The sequence below is a fragment of the Enterocloster bolteae genome (genome assembly GCF_002234575.2).
Classification (GTDB): domain Bacteria; phylum Bacillota; class Clostridia; order Lachnospirales; family Lachnospiraceae; genus Enterocloster; species Enterocloster bolteae.
Genome location: NZ_CP022464.2, coordinates 4,795,464 through 4,812,812 on the forward strand (window position 1 = coordinate 4,795,464; position 17,349 = coordinate 4,812,812).

Genomic DNA, 17,349 nt, shown 5'->3' on the forward strand with positions numbered 1-17,349 from the left:
CTCAAACCCCTTTTTATTTCAGATGGGACAGAATCTCATCCAGCGTTGCATCCTCATTAATTCCTGTCAGCAGGGAAATGGCGCCTACCACCGGGATATTCACATTGCCGCCCGTAAACTTTCCTGTGGTAACCAGCAAATCAAAATCATCCGCCTTGGATTCCACCTCCAGAAGCTTGCACTGGGTTACAGATACCGGGATTCCGTTGTCTTCACATTTCTCCCTGATTTTGGTTGCCACTACCGTTGATGTTGCGATTCCATTTCCACATGCCACTAATATACGTTTCATTTTTATTTTCTCCTTTGATAGTCTCTTTTAGTTTTCATCTTCCAGCAGATACTGCTTGATGATTTTATGGATGGTGTCAGGCTGTCCTGCCTCCACTATGTGTTTCATATCCTCCTGGTTCTGAATCAGCTTTACGATTCGCTGAAGCATCTCAATATGTCCGTGGGCCTCTGTCAGGGCCAGCATGATGACCAGGCTTACCGGTACGTCATTGTCAGGCTCATCCATGGCCCTGAAGGGAGCCGGTGTCTTAAGCACCGCCACGCAGATGGCCGCCTCATTAACATGGCAGATATCCGCATGAGGAATGGCCACGTTGATTCCCCCGGTCTTAAGACCCGTGGGGAAGGACTGCTCCCGCTCCAGGATGGCCTGTTTATATGTATCCTTTACAATGCCCTTTTCACAGAGATAATCTGTCATGGCAGACAGAACCTCCCGGTCCGTCATAGGTTTGTCAAATTCCAGAATCAATGATTCATTAAACGCAATGCCGCTCATGATTCTTTTTCCTCCATACTCTTCATTTTCTCTTCCATGGCTGCTATGGAACCGCGGATTCCCTCTTCATTTTCATTCAGTATATCCTCTTTCAGGAAAATACCCGAACCGATTCCCGCAAATGATGCCCCTGCCGCAAAGTACTCCTGTACATTTGAGGTACCGATGCCCCCCACGACCATCAGCGGCATTTTCCCCAGAGGCGCCTGGATATCTGACACATATCTGCTCCCCAGCCTGCCGGCAGGGAATATCTTCACAATATCCGCCCCGTCCAGAAAACTCTGTCTGATTTCCGAAGGTGAAAAAGCCCCCGGTACAGACACCACGCCGCGCTCCCGGCACAGGTCCAATATGCGCTTTTCAAATACCGTGGGAGACAACAAAAAGGCTGCACCTGCCTCAATGGCCTCCACGGCTTCTTCATAAGTAAGGACCGTGCCGGCTCCCACCATGATTTGTGCTCCAAATTCCTGGCTGATTTTCCGTATGGATTCCAGGGCTCCCGGAGTATTCATGGTAATTTCAACGGAGCCTAAGCAGGTCCCCACCAGGTTCTTGACAACCGTGCGGGTCTGTGAATAGGTATAGCCTCTTAAGATTACTGTCACTTTCGGAAATTTTTCTATATTCATCATTCTCGCTCCTTTCTGACAATATATAAAGCAAGAATGATGCCAACTAATTGACTGATTTTGTATTTTTACATAAAAGATTACGGATCTCTTCCCGTGTCCGGCTGGCGCGGATGGCAGAAACCATGGATTCATCAGAAATAATCTGATACAGCTGTTCAAAATATTTTCTGGAATCCTCCTGAATGGCCAGCACAAAAATAACATCCACGGTGTTGACTCCATCCCATAAAACGGGTTTGTCTAATTTTGTAACAGAAATGACTGGTTTTGTAACCAATCCAGGGTCGCCATGAGGAATGGCGATCCCCTGGCTGAGCCGGGTGGTCATCATTCCCTCCCGCTTATAGACGCTGAGAAGGAATTCCTGCCGGACCAATCCTTCCTCTGCCATATGTCCCACTGCCTCATCTATAATCTGGTCCTTAAACTCCGCCTCTGTCCTTATATAGATATGGCCCAGAGAGATAACCTCCGACAGCTGGTTTTCTTCGAACATGGCACTCCGCTTTAATATGCCGCGAAGCTGCCTGATGCCCTCCGGGCTGTAAACCCGGCTTACAGATATAAACGGATAAGTGCCTGAATCCGGATTGATGGTGCCCACAATAGCCAGTATCTCATACTCCTTTTCCGTATTGGCAATGATGCGATCAATGCTGGAATCCTCAATGTACCCCCTGGTCACTACAACGGTCCCGGCCAGGTTGCTCTTCAGGCGTTCCGTCAAATGTTCCTTTAATTTTACGGCAGCTCCCTGTCCTGTGATGCACAGGCACAAAATCGCTTTTTTCCTGGACTCGCTCTGTTCCCTGGTTCCGGTAAGTTTAATCTTGTCCAGTTCATCCGCAATCTCGTTCAGGGATTCATCCGTCCACATGGTCTTTCGCACTGCTTCCACCACCATCATGGTGTCTGTACGGGGCAGCACTCTGACCTGCATGCCTGTCTCCTCCCGAATTTTCTGTCCCACATTCAGGAGTGAGCCCATGTCAGCCAGCACGATGCAGCCTTTTCCCTGGTTGACGCGCCTGGCCATATCCACTGTCTTTTCCGCCATCTGAGCCGGCGTATCCCACAGGTTCATATCCACTCCAACAGCGTGTTCCGTTCCCATGATGGCATTGGCAACCTGGGCCATTCCGCTGGCCACCGGGCCATGGGATACCACCAGCACCCCAATTCTCCCCTCCTGGGCCATATCCTTTTTCTTGAATTTCCTGAAGTACATGGCCAGGAATGCCTTTTCCTCTTCCGGCAGGGTCAGATAATACTTTTTCTGTATTTCATCCACAGCATAGCAGGCAGCTTCATAATCCTCGTAAGACTGCTGGCGAATATTCTCCATGCCTGGGTACACCATACGCCCGTGACTGCGCATCCGCTCCATGGCCATGTTCAGATGAATGGCCAGAGGAAACACCACCTGTTCCTCCAGCCCGGGAAGCCGTTTCCTGGCCAGATCACAGATATCCCTCGTCATGCGCAGAATGTCGTCCCCCACAATAGAGGCAATCTCGTCCTCCCGTATACCCGACTTCTGGAATTCATGGATATGGCGCTGGAACCTTGACTCTATCTCGTCGGTGAGCTGGACTTCGATGTCCTGTTCCCTAAGGCCGTCCCTCAGCAGCTGGTCATACTTTTCCTCCAGGGATTCATATATGTTAAAGCCCTCCAAAAAGGTTTCCGTTCCTGATTTTCCTGCTGATTCCCCGGTATCATCGGGAAACACATAACAGTCGTCAGGGCACAGTTCCTTTATTTCTTTGGTAATCCGGTCAGGCACATAACCCTTCCTCAGGTTCTCCGTCAGGCTGGCGAATGATACGGTGATACGTCCGTCCTTTCTGGCCCGTCCTTCCAGAAACGCTTTGGCACAGCACACCTGTATATCCGATTTAAGCTGTCCCACATTGCCCGGACAGTCCCCGCCCAACAGACACCAGAGCGCCTGCTGCCTTATTTTTATCTGTTTCCCCAGACGTCTGGATTCCCACTGGAAAAACCGCAGGATAAACTGCAGCTTCTCTCCCGCCGGACGGTCCTTTAAGGAGGGAATTTCTATCACCATGGGAATCCTGCGCCTGAAGGTCAGAAGCAGGGAGCTCTGGGGATTTTCCGTGGTTGCGGCAATGACCATCACATGGCTTTCCCGCTGGGTATCCACTTCCCCCAGACGTCTGAACCTCCCCTTATCCATCAGATAAAAAAGGATCTCCTGGCCCTCCGGGGGCAGCCTGTGCACCTCATCCAGGAACAGAATTCCCCCATTGCACAGCTCCACTACCCCCTTTTTGTTGTCAGAAGCGCCGGTGAATGCCCCCTTGCTGTATCCGAAGAGCTGGGCCAGCAGAAGCTGGGGATTATCCGCATAATCCGCACAGTTAAACTCAAAGTAGGGAGCGTCCTTACCAAAATTTTCAGTACCGCAGGCATACTCATGCATGAGCTCCGCCAGAAAGCTTTTCCCCACGCCAGAAGGTCCGTATATAAGGCAGTGCAGCCCTCTGGGCGGATACAGCACGGCAGCCTGGGCACGGGTAATCTGAGTCTTCATGCTACCGTCAAACCCTACAAAAGCGCTGAACGCATTAGCCCTTTCATCCTCCGCCCCGGATTCCGCAGGTTCTTCATATTCCGCATGTTTCGCATATTCCGTATGTTTCGCTAAATCCGGTGCCAGACCGGCTCCCTCCTTCTCCTGGCAGTCGCCAAAAGGAGTCCATATCTCCAACAGTTCCTCCCGCAGCCTGCCTGCGGCATATTTTCCTATCCTGTAGCCGGCTTCCTCCAGCATCCTGGTAAGCCCGCGGTCCGACACGTCCGGATGTTCTGTCAGAATCCGCTTCATGTCCTCAAATATAACCGGCTTCCTCCGCTTCCTGGAATCAGGTATATGGTGCTCCCGGCGTACCGTGGTCACATCCTCCCTGAATACCTGCAGTCGGGACGCTATCTCCTCATCTGTCAGGGGATTCTTACTGTCCTCACCTTTTATGATTTGCAATATCCGTTCTTCCATGCGCGCATTCTCCCATACAATCATACAGCCTGTTTCAATGAGTATTATCATACCATCTTTTGATATGATTTACCACATGGCAATCCAGCCAGCTTCCCCTATTGGCAGTTGCTTACAAGGCGCTGCGCCAGACATTCTTCCAGAAACTCCATACAGTACTGTTCCAGATGCATCAGCCCTTCCTTTTCTATTGGAAAATGGCCCGCCCCCTTTAACAGCTTCATATCCTTGCTGCAATTCAGTCTGTCATAGAATATTCTGCTGAGACTGGCATCTGTCCATCTGTCATTTTCCGGGAGCACCAGAAGCACGGGACACCTGCTAAAGCGCTCCGGCTCCGGGTGGATATGAGGATTTAAAAGCGTGTGCAGAAATGCCACCGGCACCTTTGCCCCGGAAGAACGCCTGTCTCTCATCAGCACCTCAGCCAGTTCCTCATTGTTTACGATTGCCTTCATATTCCCCACCCACTTTATAGGCACTTTTATAAAGCCCAGCCATGCGGATACCTTTGATATGAGCCTGAGGCCGTGTTCTGCCATCCACCCGGAACTCACAACGTTTTTCCTGACCAACGGCTCTCTCTGGTCCAGAAGGCAGGTTGCTATCACTCCCTGAATCTCAGGCAGTCCGGATGCAGTCTGATATGCCAGGATTCCCCCTGCGCTGAGGCCGAACAGAAAGGTGGGCCTTATCTCCCTGGCCTGATAGTACATGACTATCTCGGCCGCGCAGTCCACCCAATCCTGGTATACCACCTTTCCGTAATACTCGGTCATTCCATAGAGGGGAAGGTCCGGACAGATTACCTCGTAACCCTGCTTCATGAGGGGTACTGCTATCAAAGACAGAAGCCTTCCGTTTCCCCCCACACCGTGAAACAGTATAACCCGCGCTTTTGCTTCTTTTACCCTGTAGTGGTCTATATGTATGCCAAACCTGCCTATTCCCACAAAATACTCATCCGGCCGCCAAACGCCGGTCAGCCGGTTTTCTTCCGGCAGGTATTCCTGTACTTTCTTCCAGTATCCATCTTTTCCGTAATACATGTGTGTCCCTCCGCTTTGCGTCATTACTGTTTTTAAGCCATGAGCCGGATAAAATGAACGGTACGGCAACGCAAAAAGACATAGCCCGCATTCTTATGAAAGATGCAGGTTATGCCTTGAATCTGCCGGTGCATAATCCTATATTGTTATAATCACAATCCTGGCTTCCGTCGCTGTCAGCGTCGTCCATCCTTATTCCAAGCTCCTCTTGCCAATCACTAAAATAGTTGTCTTTACATAGTTATGTTAAAGTTATATTGAAATCATTGTGTGAATGCAGATACCTCTGTATTATGCAGCATTATACGGGATGGGCGGCGGGTTGTCAACGGTATACACGGAATCTTAGCGGATTTTTAATATACGGAAATTTAACAGATTCTTGCCCCCACCCCCAAACAGAACCGTTCTGCTCCAAGGCTCAATCCCTTCCCATCCTGTCCTCATATACCTTCCGGTAATCCTCCACCATGCGTTCGTATTCCTTCCGTTCAAACTGCCACAAGGGAGAGCATATCCAGGTGATATTTTCCTCCCTCTGCATATAGGGCTTCGTATAGTTTCGCCTCCTGCGAATCATTTCTTCATCCCAATGTTCCGACACCCATTTCCTGTATTCAGGACTGTCAAATTGCTCACATGCTATGTTGTCCCCATATTCCTCCCAGTCCTGGTCCGAATATGCTTCCAGGCACAGGATACCAGACTGCTTCTCCATCCGGAAATCCTGATTTTCCAAATTCAGCACCCCCAGACTGTCCCAGTATACAGTATCCGGTTCCTTCCTGATTTTCGCCATTATGACAATGCAGCTCAAATCGCAGTCATCCTCGCACACAAGTACAGGCACATTCAAGTCCTCCACCGAATCCACCATCTCCCAGATAAAACGGTTCTCAGCCTTCCACACCAGCTCACCTGTCCATGCGGGCAGCAGTCCTTCCAGGGAGCCGAATACTTCCAGCCTGGGACATGCCCCTGCACTTACCGCCTCATTCAGATATCTGACAATGGGTCTGCCGTCAATCATCCAGTAGTATTCCCCGTAATCATATATGGTTTGTACCAGCTCCATGTGAATCCGGTTCATGCATTTTCCTCCTGGCTTATTCCCCGCTCCAAAATCCCCTGTCCTAAAACCACTTTTTCCTCTTAAAGAACCATATTTCCACTGCCACAATCAGCAGGCAGAGAATGCAGATCACTGCGTAGCCATAGGGAAAGCCCAGCTCCGGCATATTGATAAAATTCATGCCGTACCATCCCGCGATCAGGGAAAGGGGCATGAATACAGTGGTCACAATGGTGAGGAATTTCATGATTTCATTCTGGCGTATGTCCACCTGGGTCTGGTGCATTTCACGCAGCTGCATGGAATACTCCTTCATCATCTGCACCGTGGCATAAAGGCGCCCCGCCTTATCGGAAAACAGGCCGAACAGCAGGCTGTCCCTTTCATTCCCTCTCTCGGCCGCATCCTGCTGCAGGGTTTCCCCCATGTCGGAGAGCTGTTCATAGTAAACGCTCAATGCGGACAAATCCTTCCTGGCTGCCAGGATTCTCACGTCAAATTCCTCTGACTCCCTCTTAAGCAGTCCTTCCTCCAGGCGTGTCAGGCGGTCCTCGTACTGCTGGAGAAAAATCACATCCTCCTTCAGCAGATATTCCATCACATCAAAAAGCTGCAGGGAAGGAGATGTTACATCTGTCATCTGGTAATCCTGCATCTCATCCAGAAGCCCCCTTACATAACCGCTGTCATCCATAAAGATCAGCTTTTCCCCGGTAAGGCAATAGCCGAATACCTGCTTTTCCTTTGACGGGTCCTCCTTGGAAGGAATGGCAAATGTGCCTGCCACCGCTGCTCTAAACACATCTGCCTTGCAGAACCGTATATGGTTCAGACCGCTGCCGGAAAATATTCTCCGGTAAATATCCGGGCAGGCGGTCCGAAACTCTTCCATGGTAAGGATTTCAACCGGATGGGACTGCCCGGCGGATACACCGGCATCCGGGTCATCCTTGCTGTGATCATTCCAATGGTATTTCATATGGTATCCCCCATGCTTTTTTATGTCATTGTAACACGGAACAGCCAGGACGTCAAAAGGCCGGGCGCCTGTGACTGGCTGCCCGGCCTTTTATTTTAAATAGTCTTAAAGTGACTGGTTCCCTACAGATAATGAGGGGTCTTTGGTGTCAGCACCTCACTGCCGTCCTCCGTTATCAGCACCATATCCTCAATATTAAATCCATTGACTCCCCGTATATAACAGGGCACCTCCATAGCCAGGACCATGCCTGGTTCCAAAAGCCGTTCTGCGGAAGCATTGATATACGGCTCCTCTGCCGTGGCAGGACCCAGGCTGATGCTGTGGCCGCAGTGGCCTCTTCTGTAACAGGGATACTGCTCTTTTACATATTCATAGGCAGTCCGGAACAATTCACAGACAGGAAGCCCCGGCCTTGCGGCTGCAATCATCCTTCTCTGTCCCTCATACAGGCGGTCCTTCAGCCGGAACAGCTCCGGGGCGGCATCCTTCATAACCCATGCCCGGGAAGTATCCGTGGTATAAAAATCAAACTCCGCATTAACCCCGGCATCATATTTGACCACATGGGTGCTCTCTATGATTCCGTCCTCCGGGAGCGTGAGCCTGGCTCCCGAAGGGCCTGTGGAAAACATAGACCATGAGCTGGGTACACAGAAACCCGTTGCAATGACTGACTGTCTGAAACAGTCCGCCATCTCTCTTTCTCTCACCCCCGGCCGCACCATCCGGCTCACCTGGTAAAAGCCTTCATCCGCAATCCGGCACAGGGTGCGGAACATCTGTATCTCATCCTCCGCTTTCACGCTTCTGGCCAGTACAAACATGGACGATATATCCACAAATTCGGCTTCCGGAAACGTCTCCTGAAGCTGCCGGAAATAGGGTACATTCAGATACGCAAGCTCCACTCCCAGCTTCTTATGGGCCAGGTCCATGTCCCGTACCATTTTCTTCAGCATGTCAAAGGAGGATTCCATGGATTGTTTATCGACTGTTTTGGCAGCCCCTGTGATTTCGTCCCAGGTCTTTACTCCCACCCAGGTATCATAGGGACGAACCACAAACTCCGAAGCCTCCTCTCCCAGTCTTTCCTTCTGTTCCCTCACCCGCTTTTCAAACGTGAGTTCCTCATAGTCCATGGTGGTAAGCTGGGTGGCAGTCTTGTCATCCGAGGACATGACTGCCAGAGCAAAACCAGGCTGTCTTGAAACCGTGTGCTGGTGTCCTGCAAACCCTGTCACATAGTGGAAATTTTCCGGCGATGACACGATAGCGCCATCCAGGCCCCTTTCCCGGAGCATTGACTTAATCCGGCGCTCCTTTGGTTTTATGACTACCTTCTCATATTTCATTTTTCTGCGCTCCTAACTGCATGTGCTGCCCCGCACATCTGCCAGTTCATGGTCCGGCAAATTTACCGTCCCATCTTCCTGTCCACGGCTGCCTTTAACTGTCCCAATGCCCTTTCAATGGTCGCCCTCGGACACGCAATGTTCATGCGCATGTAGCCGCCGCCCTCCGGTCCGAATCCCCGTCCGTCGTTTAAGGCCAGTCCTGCATCCTGCACCATAAATGTCTGAAGCTCATCCCCTGAAAGCCCCAGCTCCCGGCAGTCCAGCCACAGCAGATACGTGCTCTCCGGCTTAAGAAAATGAATTTCCGGTATATTTTTCTTCAGGTAATCCCATGTATAGTCAATATTCCCCTCCAGGTAATCCAGAAGCTGCTCCAGCCATTCCCCGCCTTCCCGGAATGCGGTTTCCACAGCCACCAGACTAAAACAATTATTGCGGTGTACATCCATGCCGAACCAGAATTTCTCATATCTATCCTTCATCTCATGATTTGGGAAGAACAGGGTAGCTGCCTGAAGTCCTGCCAGGTTAAATGTCTTGGTAGCCGAGGTGCAGGTGATGGTAATATCAGCAATTTCTCCGGAAACACCTGCCATAACAGTATGGCGGTGTCCATATAGCATCAGGTCGGAATGAATCTCATCGGAAATAATGGGTATCTGGTATCGGACGCATATGTCCCCTACCTTTTCCAGCTCCTCCCTTGTCCAGGAGCGCCCCACCGGGTTGTGCGGATTGCACATGATTAAAAGGCCGGGCCTGCGCTTTGCGGCTTCCTCAAAAGCCTCATAATCAATTTCATAATACCCGTCCTGCTCCTTAAGTGAAACAGTCAGCGGAGTCCTGCCGCTGTTGACAACGGAATCATGGAATTCAGAGTAGACCGGAGTAAAATACATCACCTCCTGGCCCGGCTCCGTAAACTCGCGCACAATGGTGCAGATAGCCGGAATGACGCCCAGGGCAAACGCTGCCAGGCTTTTGTCAAAGTCATAACCGTTGCGGTCCTTCTGCCACCGGCACACAGCTTCATAGTAGGAAGCAGGCCGCGTGGTGTAGCCGAATATCCCCTGTTTGTTTCTCTCCTCCATGGCGTCCATGATGGGTTGGGCAGTTTTCAAATCCATATCTGCAATCCACATGGGAATCAGGCCCTCCCTGCCGAATTTTCTGGCGCATTCATCATACTTTGCAGAAAAATTACGGCTGCGGTCCACGGGTTCATCAAAATTATATTTCAAATCGTTTATCCTCCTTTTTGCGGGGAAAATACTCCGCTAAAATAACCGTAGGGAGCCCCCTCCCGGGCCGCCCATACCGGCCGGCTGCAAGGAGGGAATTCTCCCCTTTCATCAGAGCCTGTTCCTGCAGGCTCCGGTGCTGTATTGCGCAGATTCATTAAACGCAGTACTAATTTTTCAGTCTTGGGTCCAGGGCATCCCTCAGGCCGTCCCCCACCAGATTCAGGGATAAGGCAATGGTTGCAATGGTCAGCCCCGGAAACAGTACGCCCCATACAGAGTAGCGCATATACTCCTTTGCGTCGGAAAGCATGGAGCCCAGCTCCGGAGCCGGCGGCTGCTGGCCCAGGCCAAGATAGCTGAGGGCTGCCGTATTCAGAATCTGCGCCGCCACAGCCATGGTGGCCTGCACTATAATTGTTCCCACTGCATTGGGTAATATGTGTCTTACTATGATGAATACAGGGGAACAGCCGTAAGCCTTGGCAGCCTCTATGTACTCCATGTCCACAATATTAAATACCGCGGACCGGACCACCCTGGTAAAGCCGGGTACCTGGGAAATAATGAGCGCCAGAATCAGGTTGCGTATACCGGCTCCCAGGGACGCCGCTATGGCAATAGCCAGAAGCAGTGTTGGAATCCCCATAAATACGTCCAGTATGCGCATCAGCACCGTATCCACCTTGCCCCCGTAATAAGCCACGATGGACCCCAGCAGACAGGCAATCAGACAGGCCACTGCCGTGGATACAATACCCACGGTCAGGGACACCCTGGCCCCGAAGAGCACACGGGCAAAAATGTCGCGGCCATAATCGTCTGTTCCAAACAAATGGTGCAGGGAGGGCCCCAGAAATCTGGCGTCATAATTCTGGGTAATGGCATCCGCCTCATAGTCGCAGATAACCGATGCAAAGGCCGCCAGAAGGACCACGGTTACGATGATGACAAAGCCAACCATAGCCAGCTTGCTCCTTCGGAAGCGTTTCCATATCTCAGCCGCACGGCTCTGTTTCTTCCTGTCTTTCTTAACTGTATCAGGTTGCAGGTTGTCGTTTGGCACGTCTAACACCTCCTACATATTTGGCTTTGATTCTTGGGTCAATGTATGCGTATAAAATGTCCACAATCAGTATAATCACCACATTGAGGGCTGCCAGAAACAGGATACAGGCAGTTGTCTGGGGAATGTCCTTGGAGCGGATGGACGTGATGGTCAGGGAGCCCAGTCCCGGTATTCCGAAAATGGATTCCACCAGTACGGTGCCTCCCAACAGGTAGCCGAATTCATTTCCAATGACCGTGATAACCGGCAGCAGCGCATTTCTCAGTGCATGCTTGTAAATAACAGTATGTTCAGACGCTCCCTTTGCCCGTCCTGTCCTTACATAGTCCTGGCGGATGGTCTCCAGCATGTTGGAACGGGTCAGCCTGAGTATGCTGGCTGCCGTGGCCATGGCCAGGGTCACCACAGGCATGATAAAATGCTTCATGGTGACCACTCCTGTAAAGGTGGATGGCAGAAGGCCCAGCTTCAGCGAAAACAGCATAACAAACATCATTGCCAGCCAGAACTGGGGCACTGCGGCAAAAAACATGGCCAATATGGTACTGACAAAATCCAGGCCCGAATATTGCCGCACCGCCGATATGACGCCGATGGGAACACCTATCATCACTGCCAGGCAGATAGAAAGCACACCTATGCGGAATGTCACGCCAAAACGGGAAAAGATTTCATCAAATACAGGCTGACGGGTTCTGTAGGAGGTTCCGAAGTCCCCGTGAAGGGCATCCTCCAGATAGTGCACATACCTCACCACAAACGGGTCGTTCATCCCCAATTCTTCATTCAGCTTATCAATCTGTTCTTTTGTTGCCGATGTTCCCAGGATGGCAGAGGCAGGGTCACCCGGTGTAAATGACATGATACCATATACGATGAACGACACGCCCAGCAATACCGGAATCATCAGCAGCAACCTTTTCAAAACATATTTAATCATAGATATGCTTCCTTTCAGATATCGGTAGTTCAGACATCCGGCTTAAAACGTGCCGGCCTTAATCCCAGTGCATATCCCGAAGGGTTGAGAAACCGGAATCATAGGATCTGTCTACCGTGACTCCCTTATTGTATGCGCATGTAACCACACGGTCATAAATGGGGATTATGATTGTATCTTCATACAGCTTCTTCTCTATAACAGAGTAAATGTCTTTTCTCTGTTCCGGGTCCTGACATACGGAACCGTCCTGAAAAGCCTTGTCAACATCCGCATCATTAAGCCTGGAGAAATTATATCCGCCGATAGCGCTGGACATGAACACCGTACTCCAGAAATCCACATCAGGGTCCATAGTCTGTACGATGGTGGACATGGCAAAATTACCGGACTTCATATCGGAAACCCATGTATTGGCCTCCAGCTGTTCCACGGAAATATTCACACCAATCTGTTTTAACTCTTCCTGGTAGACAACGCCAATTTTCTTATAGTTCTCATAGCCGACCACGAAGGGGATTTCCTCTCCATTATAGTCAGTCTTTGCCAGATACTCTTTCGCCTTATCCAGATTAAACTCAGGTGTTGTGTACTTGCCGGAATACCCAGCGGTCCTCTCATCCCATAACAGGCTGGATACCTTGGCAACGCCGTCCATACCCACTTCCACGATATGTTCCCGGTTGGTGGCATAAGCCAGGGCCATACGGAAATTCGGGTCGCTTAAGAAGGGCGCTTCCAGGTTCATGACTATGTATCCGCTACCCATGGTAGGATTCAAATCCAGCACCAGATCCTGGCTGTCCTTAAGCTCCTGCACCGCGATTGGCGGGATGGTGTACGTCATGTCAATCTCACCTGTCTGAAGAGCTGTAAGCGCTGTCTCCGGATTAGTCAGCACCACATAGTTGGCCTCTCTGATCTGAGGCAGGGCATCATGGTAATCATCAAAGCGTTCCAGGACAACCTGGGAGCCGGAATCCCACTGTTTAAATTTATATGGTCCTGTACCGACAGGCATCTGTCTGATGTTGTCGCCGGCCTCATTTACCGCCTTCTCATTCATGATACAGACCGTGGAGGCCACTGCTGTCAGGAACGGTACATATGGCTGGTCCAGAACGATTTTTACCGTCAGGTCATCCACGGCTTCCGCCTTCACGATATTCTTTGTGAAATTAGACATCTCACTGGATTCCTTGGCGCGCATCATGGAAAATACCACGTCGCCCGCAGTCAGGGTCTCCCCATTGTGGAACTTAACGCCTTCCTTCAGGTTGAAGGTATACTCTGTGCCGTCCTCGCTGATGCTGTAATCCTTGCACAATACATTTTCATATTTGCCGTCATAATAACGCAGCAGACAGTCGAATATATTGCTGTACACCACCTTATCCAGGTCCATGCCGCTGTTATATGGGTCAAAGCCCGCAAAGTCGGAATACACAGCAATTTTGATGGTGTCCTTTCCGCCTTCCTGGTTTCCTGCATCCGCCGCCTTCTCGGTTCCTGCACCAGCGCCTCCCCCTGAGCTGCCCCCTGAACTTCCTCCGCACCCAGCCAGGGCACCGGCTGCCATTGCGCACACTAAAAGCATGCTGATTAATTTCTTCTTCATCTGTTTACCTCCCTTAATTTAGTTAAATAATACACATGCAACTTGGTGGTTCTCTGAAACATTTTTCAAAGGAATATCATGGCCCATACATTTTTCCGTTGCCCTTGGACATCTCGGCGCAAAACGGCAGCCCGGAGCCGGGTCAATGGGACTCACGATTTCTCCCTTTATGCTCTGTCTTTTCCTGTTCCTTCCCTGAAGCCTGGGTACCGGTATGGAATCCAAAAGCGCCTGGGTATAAGGATGGAGCGGATTCTTAAATAGCTCCCTGCTGGAAGCCTTTTCAATGCACTGGCCCAGATACATGACCATGATTTCATTGGAAATGTGCTTTACCACAGACAGGTTATGGGTGATGAACATATATGTAAGGCCTCTCTGCTCCTGCAAATCCATTAACAGGTTCAGTATCTGTGCCTGGATGGAAACATCCAGAGCCGATACCGGCTCATCGCAGACAATGAACTTTGGATTTAAGGACAGGGCCCTGGCAATCCCAATGCGCTGGCGGCGTCCGCCGTCCAGTTCGTGTGGATACGCATTGTACAGACGGGAGGCCAGGCCCACCGTGTCCATCAGTTCAGCCACCCGCTTTTCCACCTCAGATTTCTTCCGGCAGATCTTGTTCACCATCATAGGCTGCCCTATGGTTTCGCTGACTGTCATACGCGGATTCAGGGACGCATACGGGTCCTGGAAAATAATCTGCATATCCGTGCGCAGATTCTGCATATCCTTCCTTCCGCATTTTAAGATGTCCTTGCCGTCAAAGAAAATCTGCCCTGAATTAGGCTCTGACAGTCTCAGTATGGTTCTGCCCAGCGTGGACTTGCCGCACCCGGATTCCCCTACCACTCCCAGGGTCTGTCCCTGCACGATCTGCATGTTCACATCGTCCACTGCATGGAGTTCACCGGAAGGAGTATGGAAATACTTTTTTAAAGATTTCGTCTCAAGTAATATTTTTTTATCAGACATGCCAATTTCTCCTTATACCTTGTCTTGGTGCCTTAAAAATATAGCGGTTATTATATTTGCGCCGTAGCCTGCTTTGTCCCCAGAGGTCCCGGGCAGAGCCCGGCGGATTCCTCAGTACAGACTGCGGGAGCGGGTTATGAGACACCTTCCGGTCCATCCTGGTACAGGTGGCACCGAATCATATGGGTTCCCTCCACACATTCCGGCGGCTGGGCATTCTTACATATATCCATACATTTAGGACAGCGGGGATGGAACTTGCACCCAGGGGGTAAATCCGTGGGGTCCGGCATCAGTCCGTCAATAGGATTGAGCCTCCTGCTTTCCACCTCCAAATCCGGTATGGAGCCAAACAGTCCTTCCGTATAAGGATGTCTGTTCTTTCCTTCATATATATCTTCCGCCGTGCCGTACTCAATGATTTCTCCGGCGTACATGATTGCGACCTTGTCGCATATCTCAGCCACAATCCCCAGGTCATGGGTAATCAGGATGATGGACGTGTTGATTTTCTCCTTCAGCTCCTGCATCATATCCAGAATCTGCGCCTGAATGGTTACATCCAGGGCCGTGGTAGGCTCATCGGCCAGCAAAAGCTCAGGCTTGCAGGCCAGGGCCATTGCTATGACCACACGCTGCTTCATACCCCCGGAAAACTGATGGGGGTAATCCTTTTTACGGCTCTCCGCAATCCCCACCAGCTTAAGCATTTCCTCAATCCGCTCCTGCTTTTCCTCAGGCGTCAGATCCATGTGAAGCTCCAGGGCCTCACCAATCTGGTTCCCCACTGTAAGGACCGGATTCAAGCTGGTCATGGGGTCCTGAAAAATCATGGATATCTTTTCTCCCCTGACCTTCCGCATGTCCTCCTCGGCTGCTTTTACCAAATCCTCCCCGTTAAACATGATTTCTCCGCCGGTAATCCTCCCCGATACCTTTGGCAGAAGGCGCATGAGGGAAAGGGCAAGGGTGGTCTTACCGGCGCCGGTCTCTCCCACCAGACCAATGGTCTCCCCCTTGTTCAGGGTGAGGGATACGTGATTGACTGCCTTGACAATGTCCTCGTCCGTCGTATACTCCACGCTCAGATCCTTAATTTCCAACAGCTTCTCTTCCATATTCCAGCTCCATTCCGTTTTTATCTTCTTAAAGCTTTCATTTCTGTTATTGTCTTCATTTCTGTTATCATCTACATTCCTGATATGATTTAATGAAGATAATCCTTAAGCATGTTCATGGACTGCTCATTGATTCTGTCCCACATCTCATACACCGGAATCTTCCAGTCACACTGCCGTACCTTCTCCGCCAGCTGAGGGCTTACACAGATGACCGATGCCTTTTGGGCAATCTTCTTCCACCCGCTCCTCTTATCCTCGTAGTAAACTTCCACATCCAGCTCAGGACACATCCTGTGAACCAGGTTCACAAAGCCGTCCGCCGACTCTTCCTTTTTGCAGATAACCGCTGCCACGGAGCCTGACTCCAGGGATTGCAGCGCCTCCATCACATCCGGGGCAACCTCCACTGTCATACCGTAAATAATAGGCTGGTAGCTTCTGGCTATGCTCCTCACCTGGGCATACTGGAAATATGTGGTGATGATTGCGTCCAGGTGCTCAATCTGGTCCCGGTGTTCCTCCAGATAATCCCGCAGCTGGTCCAAATGGACCTCCTCAACCTGTACATCCGCTTCTCTGGCAATCTGCATGGCGAACCGGTGGCCTATATTCTTTTCCTCATACACAAAAATAACGCTTTTCTTCTTGCTCTCTTCAATCTCCTTCAGGACCTTGTCCACAATGCTCCGTACCTCGTCCACAGAAAGCTGATAATAAATGGCGTTTTTAATGGATGTGACCAGTTCCTCCTCCAGCTTTTTTTTGTCCATGGATTCTGTCTGCACAATGGTCCCAATATGGGGCCTGGTAACCACCAGCTCCTGCTGCTCCAGCCGCTTGTATGCATTGCGCACCGTATTAATGCTGATTCCCAGCTCATCCGCCAGTACGCGGATGGGAGGAAGCTTTTCTGTCCACCGCACCTCTCCGGTAAAAATGCTCCATCTGATATTCCTGACCAGCTGGTCCGTGTATGGGATTTTTGAGTCCTTATTGATTTTCCACACTTCGGCGTAATGAATCATAGATATTCCAATTGTCCTTTCCTTCTGTTGGGCAACATTTATAATGTTTTATTGTTTGTTTCCATTGTTACCATTGTTTCTATCATAGTGTCAATATAACACACTTTGTATGTTTTGTAAATATGTACATATTTTAAAATATATTAATCAATTTTTGTGCATATTCTATATCTATTAGATTTTGTAGTTTTGTTTGATTGGTATTAATATGGTACTGCAATTATAATTTTGAAATAAAGGCTTTAACAGAATTTTTCCATATATCCTGCTCCTATCTTCTTAAGACAGCTCCAACCAGTGAGCATATATATACAGAAGAGTATCTAAAGACATATTGGTTCTCTTGCCCTTAATGGACAGATTCATCATTATGCGATATAATAATGCCGCTAAGCAGCAACAGGCTGCCGCAGCAGCTTCTTCATATATCAATACACAGCAGGTGG

Annotated in this window: 15 protein-coding genes; all 15 read right to left on the reverse strand. The window is 50.2% G+C overall.

The window, feature by feature from the left end; all coding sequences use genetic code 11:
* Positions 1–13: 13 nt before the first annotated feature.
* The 15 genes from CGC65_RS22165 to CGC65_RS22235 all read right to left on the reverse strand — a co-directional run bounded on the left by CGC65_RS22165 (position 14) and on the right by CGC65_RS22235 (position 16,903).
* Positions 14–292 (reverse strand): PTS sugar transporter subunit IIB, encoded by a 279-nt coding sequence (locus tag CGC65_RS22165; protein WP_002568508.1) that lies wholly within the window; start codon positions 290–292, stop codon positions 14–16.
* Positions 293–319: 27 nt separating this feature from the next.
* Positions 320–793, reverse strand: coding sequence for a PTS sugar transporter subunit IIA (locus tag CGC65_RS22170; protein WP_002568509.1), 474 nt, complete (start codon positions 791–793; stop codon positions 320–322).
* Entirely contained in the window at positions 790–1,428 is a 639-nt protein-coding gene (locus CGC65_RS22175; protein ID WP_002568510.1) for a bifunctional 4-hydroxy-2-oxoglutarate aldolase/2-dehydro-3-deoxy-phosphogluconate aldolase, read from the reverse strand. Before CGC65_RS22175 ends, CGC65_RS22170 begins: the two co-directional genes overlap by 4 nt.
* 46 nt (positions 1,429–1,474) lie before the next feature.
* A complete protein-coding gene (locus CGC65_RS22180; RefSeq protein ID WP_002568511.1) occupies positions 1,475–4,453 on the reverse strand; it encodes a sigma 54-interacting transcriptional regulator in 2,979 nt (992 codons plus the stop codon).
* Between the two features lie 98 nt (positions 4,454–4,551).
* Positions 4,552–5,502, reverse strand: a complete 951-nt coding sequence (locus CGC65_RS22185; RefSeq protein WP_002568512.1) for an alpha/beta hydrolase — start codon at positions 5,500–5,502, stop codon at positions 4,552–4,554.
* Positions 5,503–5,923: 421 nt separating this feature from the next.
* Complete coding sequence (locus CGC65_RS22190; RefSeq protein WP_002568513.1) at positions 5,924–6,592, reverse strand: hypothetical protein; 669 nt, start codon at positions 6,590–6,592, stop codon at positions 5,924–5,926.
* 43 nt (positions 6,593–6,635) lie between these two features.
* Positions 6,636–7,553, reverse strand: a complete 918-nt coding sequence (locus CGC65_RS22195) for a magnesium transporter CorA family protein (RefSeq protein WP_002568514.1) — start codon at positions 7,551–7,553, stop codon at positions 6,636–6,638.
* Positions 7,554–7,675: 122 nt separating this feature from the next.
* Positions 7,676–8,908, reverse strand: a complete 1,233-nt coding sequence (locus CGC65_RS22200; RefSeq protein WP_002568515.1) for a M24 family metallopeptidase — start codon at positions 8,906–8,908, stop codon at positions 7,676–7,678.
* A gap of 62 nt (positions 8,909–8,970) precedes the next feature.
* Positions 8,971–10,152 carry a MalY/PatB family protein gene (locus CGC65_RS22205; RefSeq protein WP_002568516.1) on the reverse strand — a complete coding sequence of 394 codons (1,182 nt, stop codon included), beginning with the start codon at positions 10,150–10,152 and terminating at the stop codon, positions 8,971–8,973.
* A 169-nt stretch (positions 10,153–10,321) separates the two neighbouring features.
* Positions 10,322–11,218: an ABC transporter permease gene (locus CGC65_RS22210; protein WP_002568517.1), complete on the reverse strand. Its 897-nt coding sequence runs from the start codon at positions 11,216–11,218 to the stop codon at positions 10,322–10,324.
* Positions 11,193–12,161 carry an ABC transporter permease gene (locus tag CGC65_RS22215; RefSeq protein ID WP_002568518.1) on the reverse strand — a complete coding sequence of 323 codons (969 nt, stop codon included), beginning with the start codon at positions 12,159–12,161 and terminating at the stop codon, positions 11,193–11,195. Before CGC65_RS22215 ends, CGC65_RS22210 begins: the two co-directional genes overlap by 26 nt.
* 58 nt (positions 12,162–12,219) lie before the next feature.
* On the reverse strand, positions 12,220–13,779 hold the full coding sequence (locus CGC65_RS22220) for an ABC transporter substrate-binding protein (RefSeq protein WP_002568519.1): 1,560 nt from the start codon (positions 13,777–13,779) through the stop codon (positions 12,220–12,222).
* An 18-nt stretch (positions 13,780–13,797) separates the two neighbouring features.
* Positions 13,798–14,757, reverse strand: coding sequence for an ABC transporter ATP-binding protein (locus CGC65_RS22225; RefSeq protein ID WP_002568520.1), 960 nt, complete (start codon positions 14,755–14,757; stop codon positions 13,798–13,800).
* A gap of 134 nt (positions 14,758–14,891) precedes the next feature.
* Positions 14,892–15,875 carry an ABC transporter ATP-binding protein gene (locus tag CGC65_RS22230; protein WP_002568521.1) on the reverse strand — a complete coding sequence of 328 codons (984 nt, stop codon included), beginning with the start codon at positions 15,873–15,875 and terminating at the stop codon, positions 14,892–14,894.
* An 89-nt stretch (positions 15,876–15,964) separates the two neighbouring features.
* Positions 15,965–16,903: a GntR family transcriptional regulator gene (locus tag CGC65_RS22235; protein WP_002568522.1), complete on the reverse strand. Its 939-nt coding sequence runs from the start codon at positions 16,901–16,903 to the stop codon at positions 15,965–15,967.
* Positions 16,904–17,349: the final 446 nt, after the last annotated feature.

Bases quoted from the DNA above. Each gene is read 5' to 3' on its own strand.
- CGC65_RS22195 (WP_002568514.1), bottom strand. From the start codon at position 7,553: ATGAAATACCATTGGAATGATCACAGCAAGGATGACCCGGATGCCGGT.
- CGC65_RS22175 (WP_002568510.1), bottom strand. From the start codon at position 1,428: ATGAATATAGAAAAATTTCCGAAAGTGACAGTAATCTTAAGAGGCTAT.
- CGC65_RS22220 (WP_002568519.1), bottom strand. From the start codon at position 13,779: ATGAAGAAGAAATTAATCAGCATGCTTTTAGTGTGCGCAATGGCAGCC.
- CGC65_RS22230 (WP_002568521.1), bottom strand. From the start codon at position 15,875: ATGGAAGAGAAGCTGTTGGAAATTAAGGATCTGAGCGTGGAGTATACG.
- CGC65_RS22190 (WP_002568513.1), bottom strand. From the start codon at position 6,592: ATGAACCGGATTCACATGGAGCTGGTACAAACCATATATGATTACGGG.
- CGC65_RS22215 (WP_002568518.1), bottom strand. From the start codon at position 12,161: ATGATTAAATATGTTTTGAAAAGGTTGCTGCTGATGATTCCGGTATTG.
- CGC65_RS22170 (WP_002568509.1), bottom strand. From the start codon at position 793: ATGAGCGGCATTGCGTTTAATGAATCATTGATTCTGGAATTTGACAAA.
- CGC65_RS22185 (WP_002568512.1), bottom strand. From the start codon at position 5,502: ATGTATTACGGAAAAGATGGATACTGGAAGAAAGTACAGGAATACCTG.
- CGC65_RS22200 (WP_002568515.1), bottom strand. From the start codon at position 8,908: ATGAAATATGAGAAGGTAGTCATAAAACCAAAGGAGCGCCGGATTAAG.
- CGC65_RS22225 (WP_002568520.1), bottom strand. From the start codon at position 14,757: ATGTCTGATAAAAAAATATTACTTGAGACGAAATCTTTAAAAAAGTAT.
- CGC65_RS22235 (WP_002568522.1), bottom strand. From the start codon at position 16,903: ATGATTCATTACGCCGAAGTGTGGAAAATCAATAAGGACTCAAAAATC.
- CGC65_RS22165 (WP_002568508.1), bottom strand. From the start codon at position 292: ATGAAACGTATATTAGTGGCATGTGGAAATGGAATCGCAACATCAACG.
- CGC65_RS22180 (WP_002568511.1), bottom strand. From the start codon at position 4,453: ATGGAAGAACGGATATTGCAAATCATAAAAGGTGAGGACAGTAAGAAT.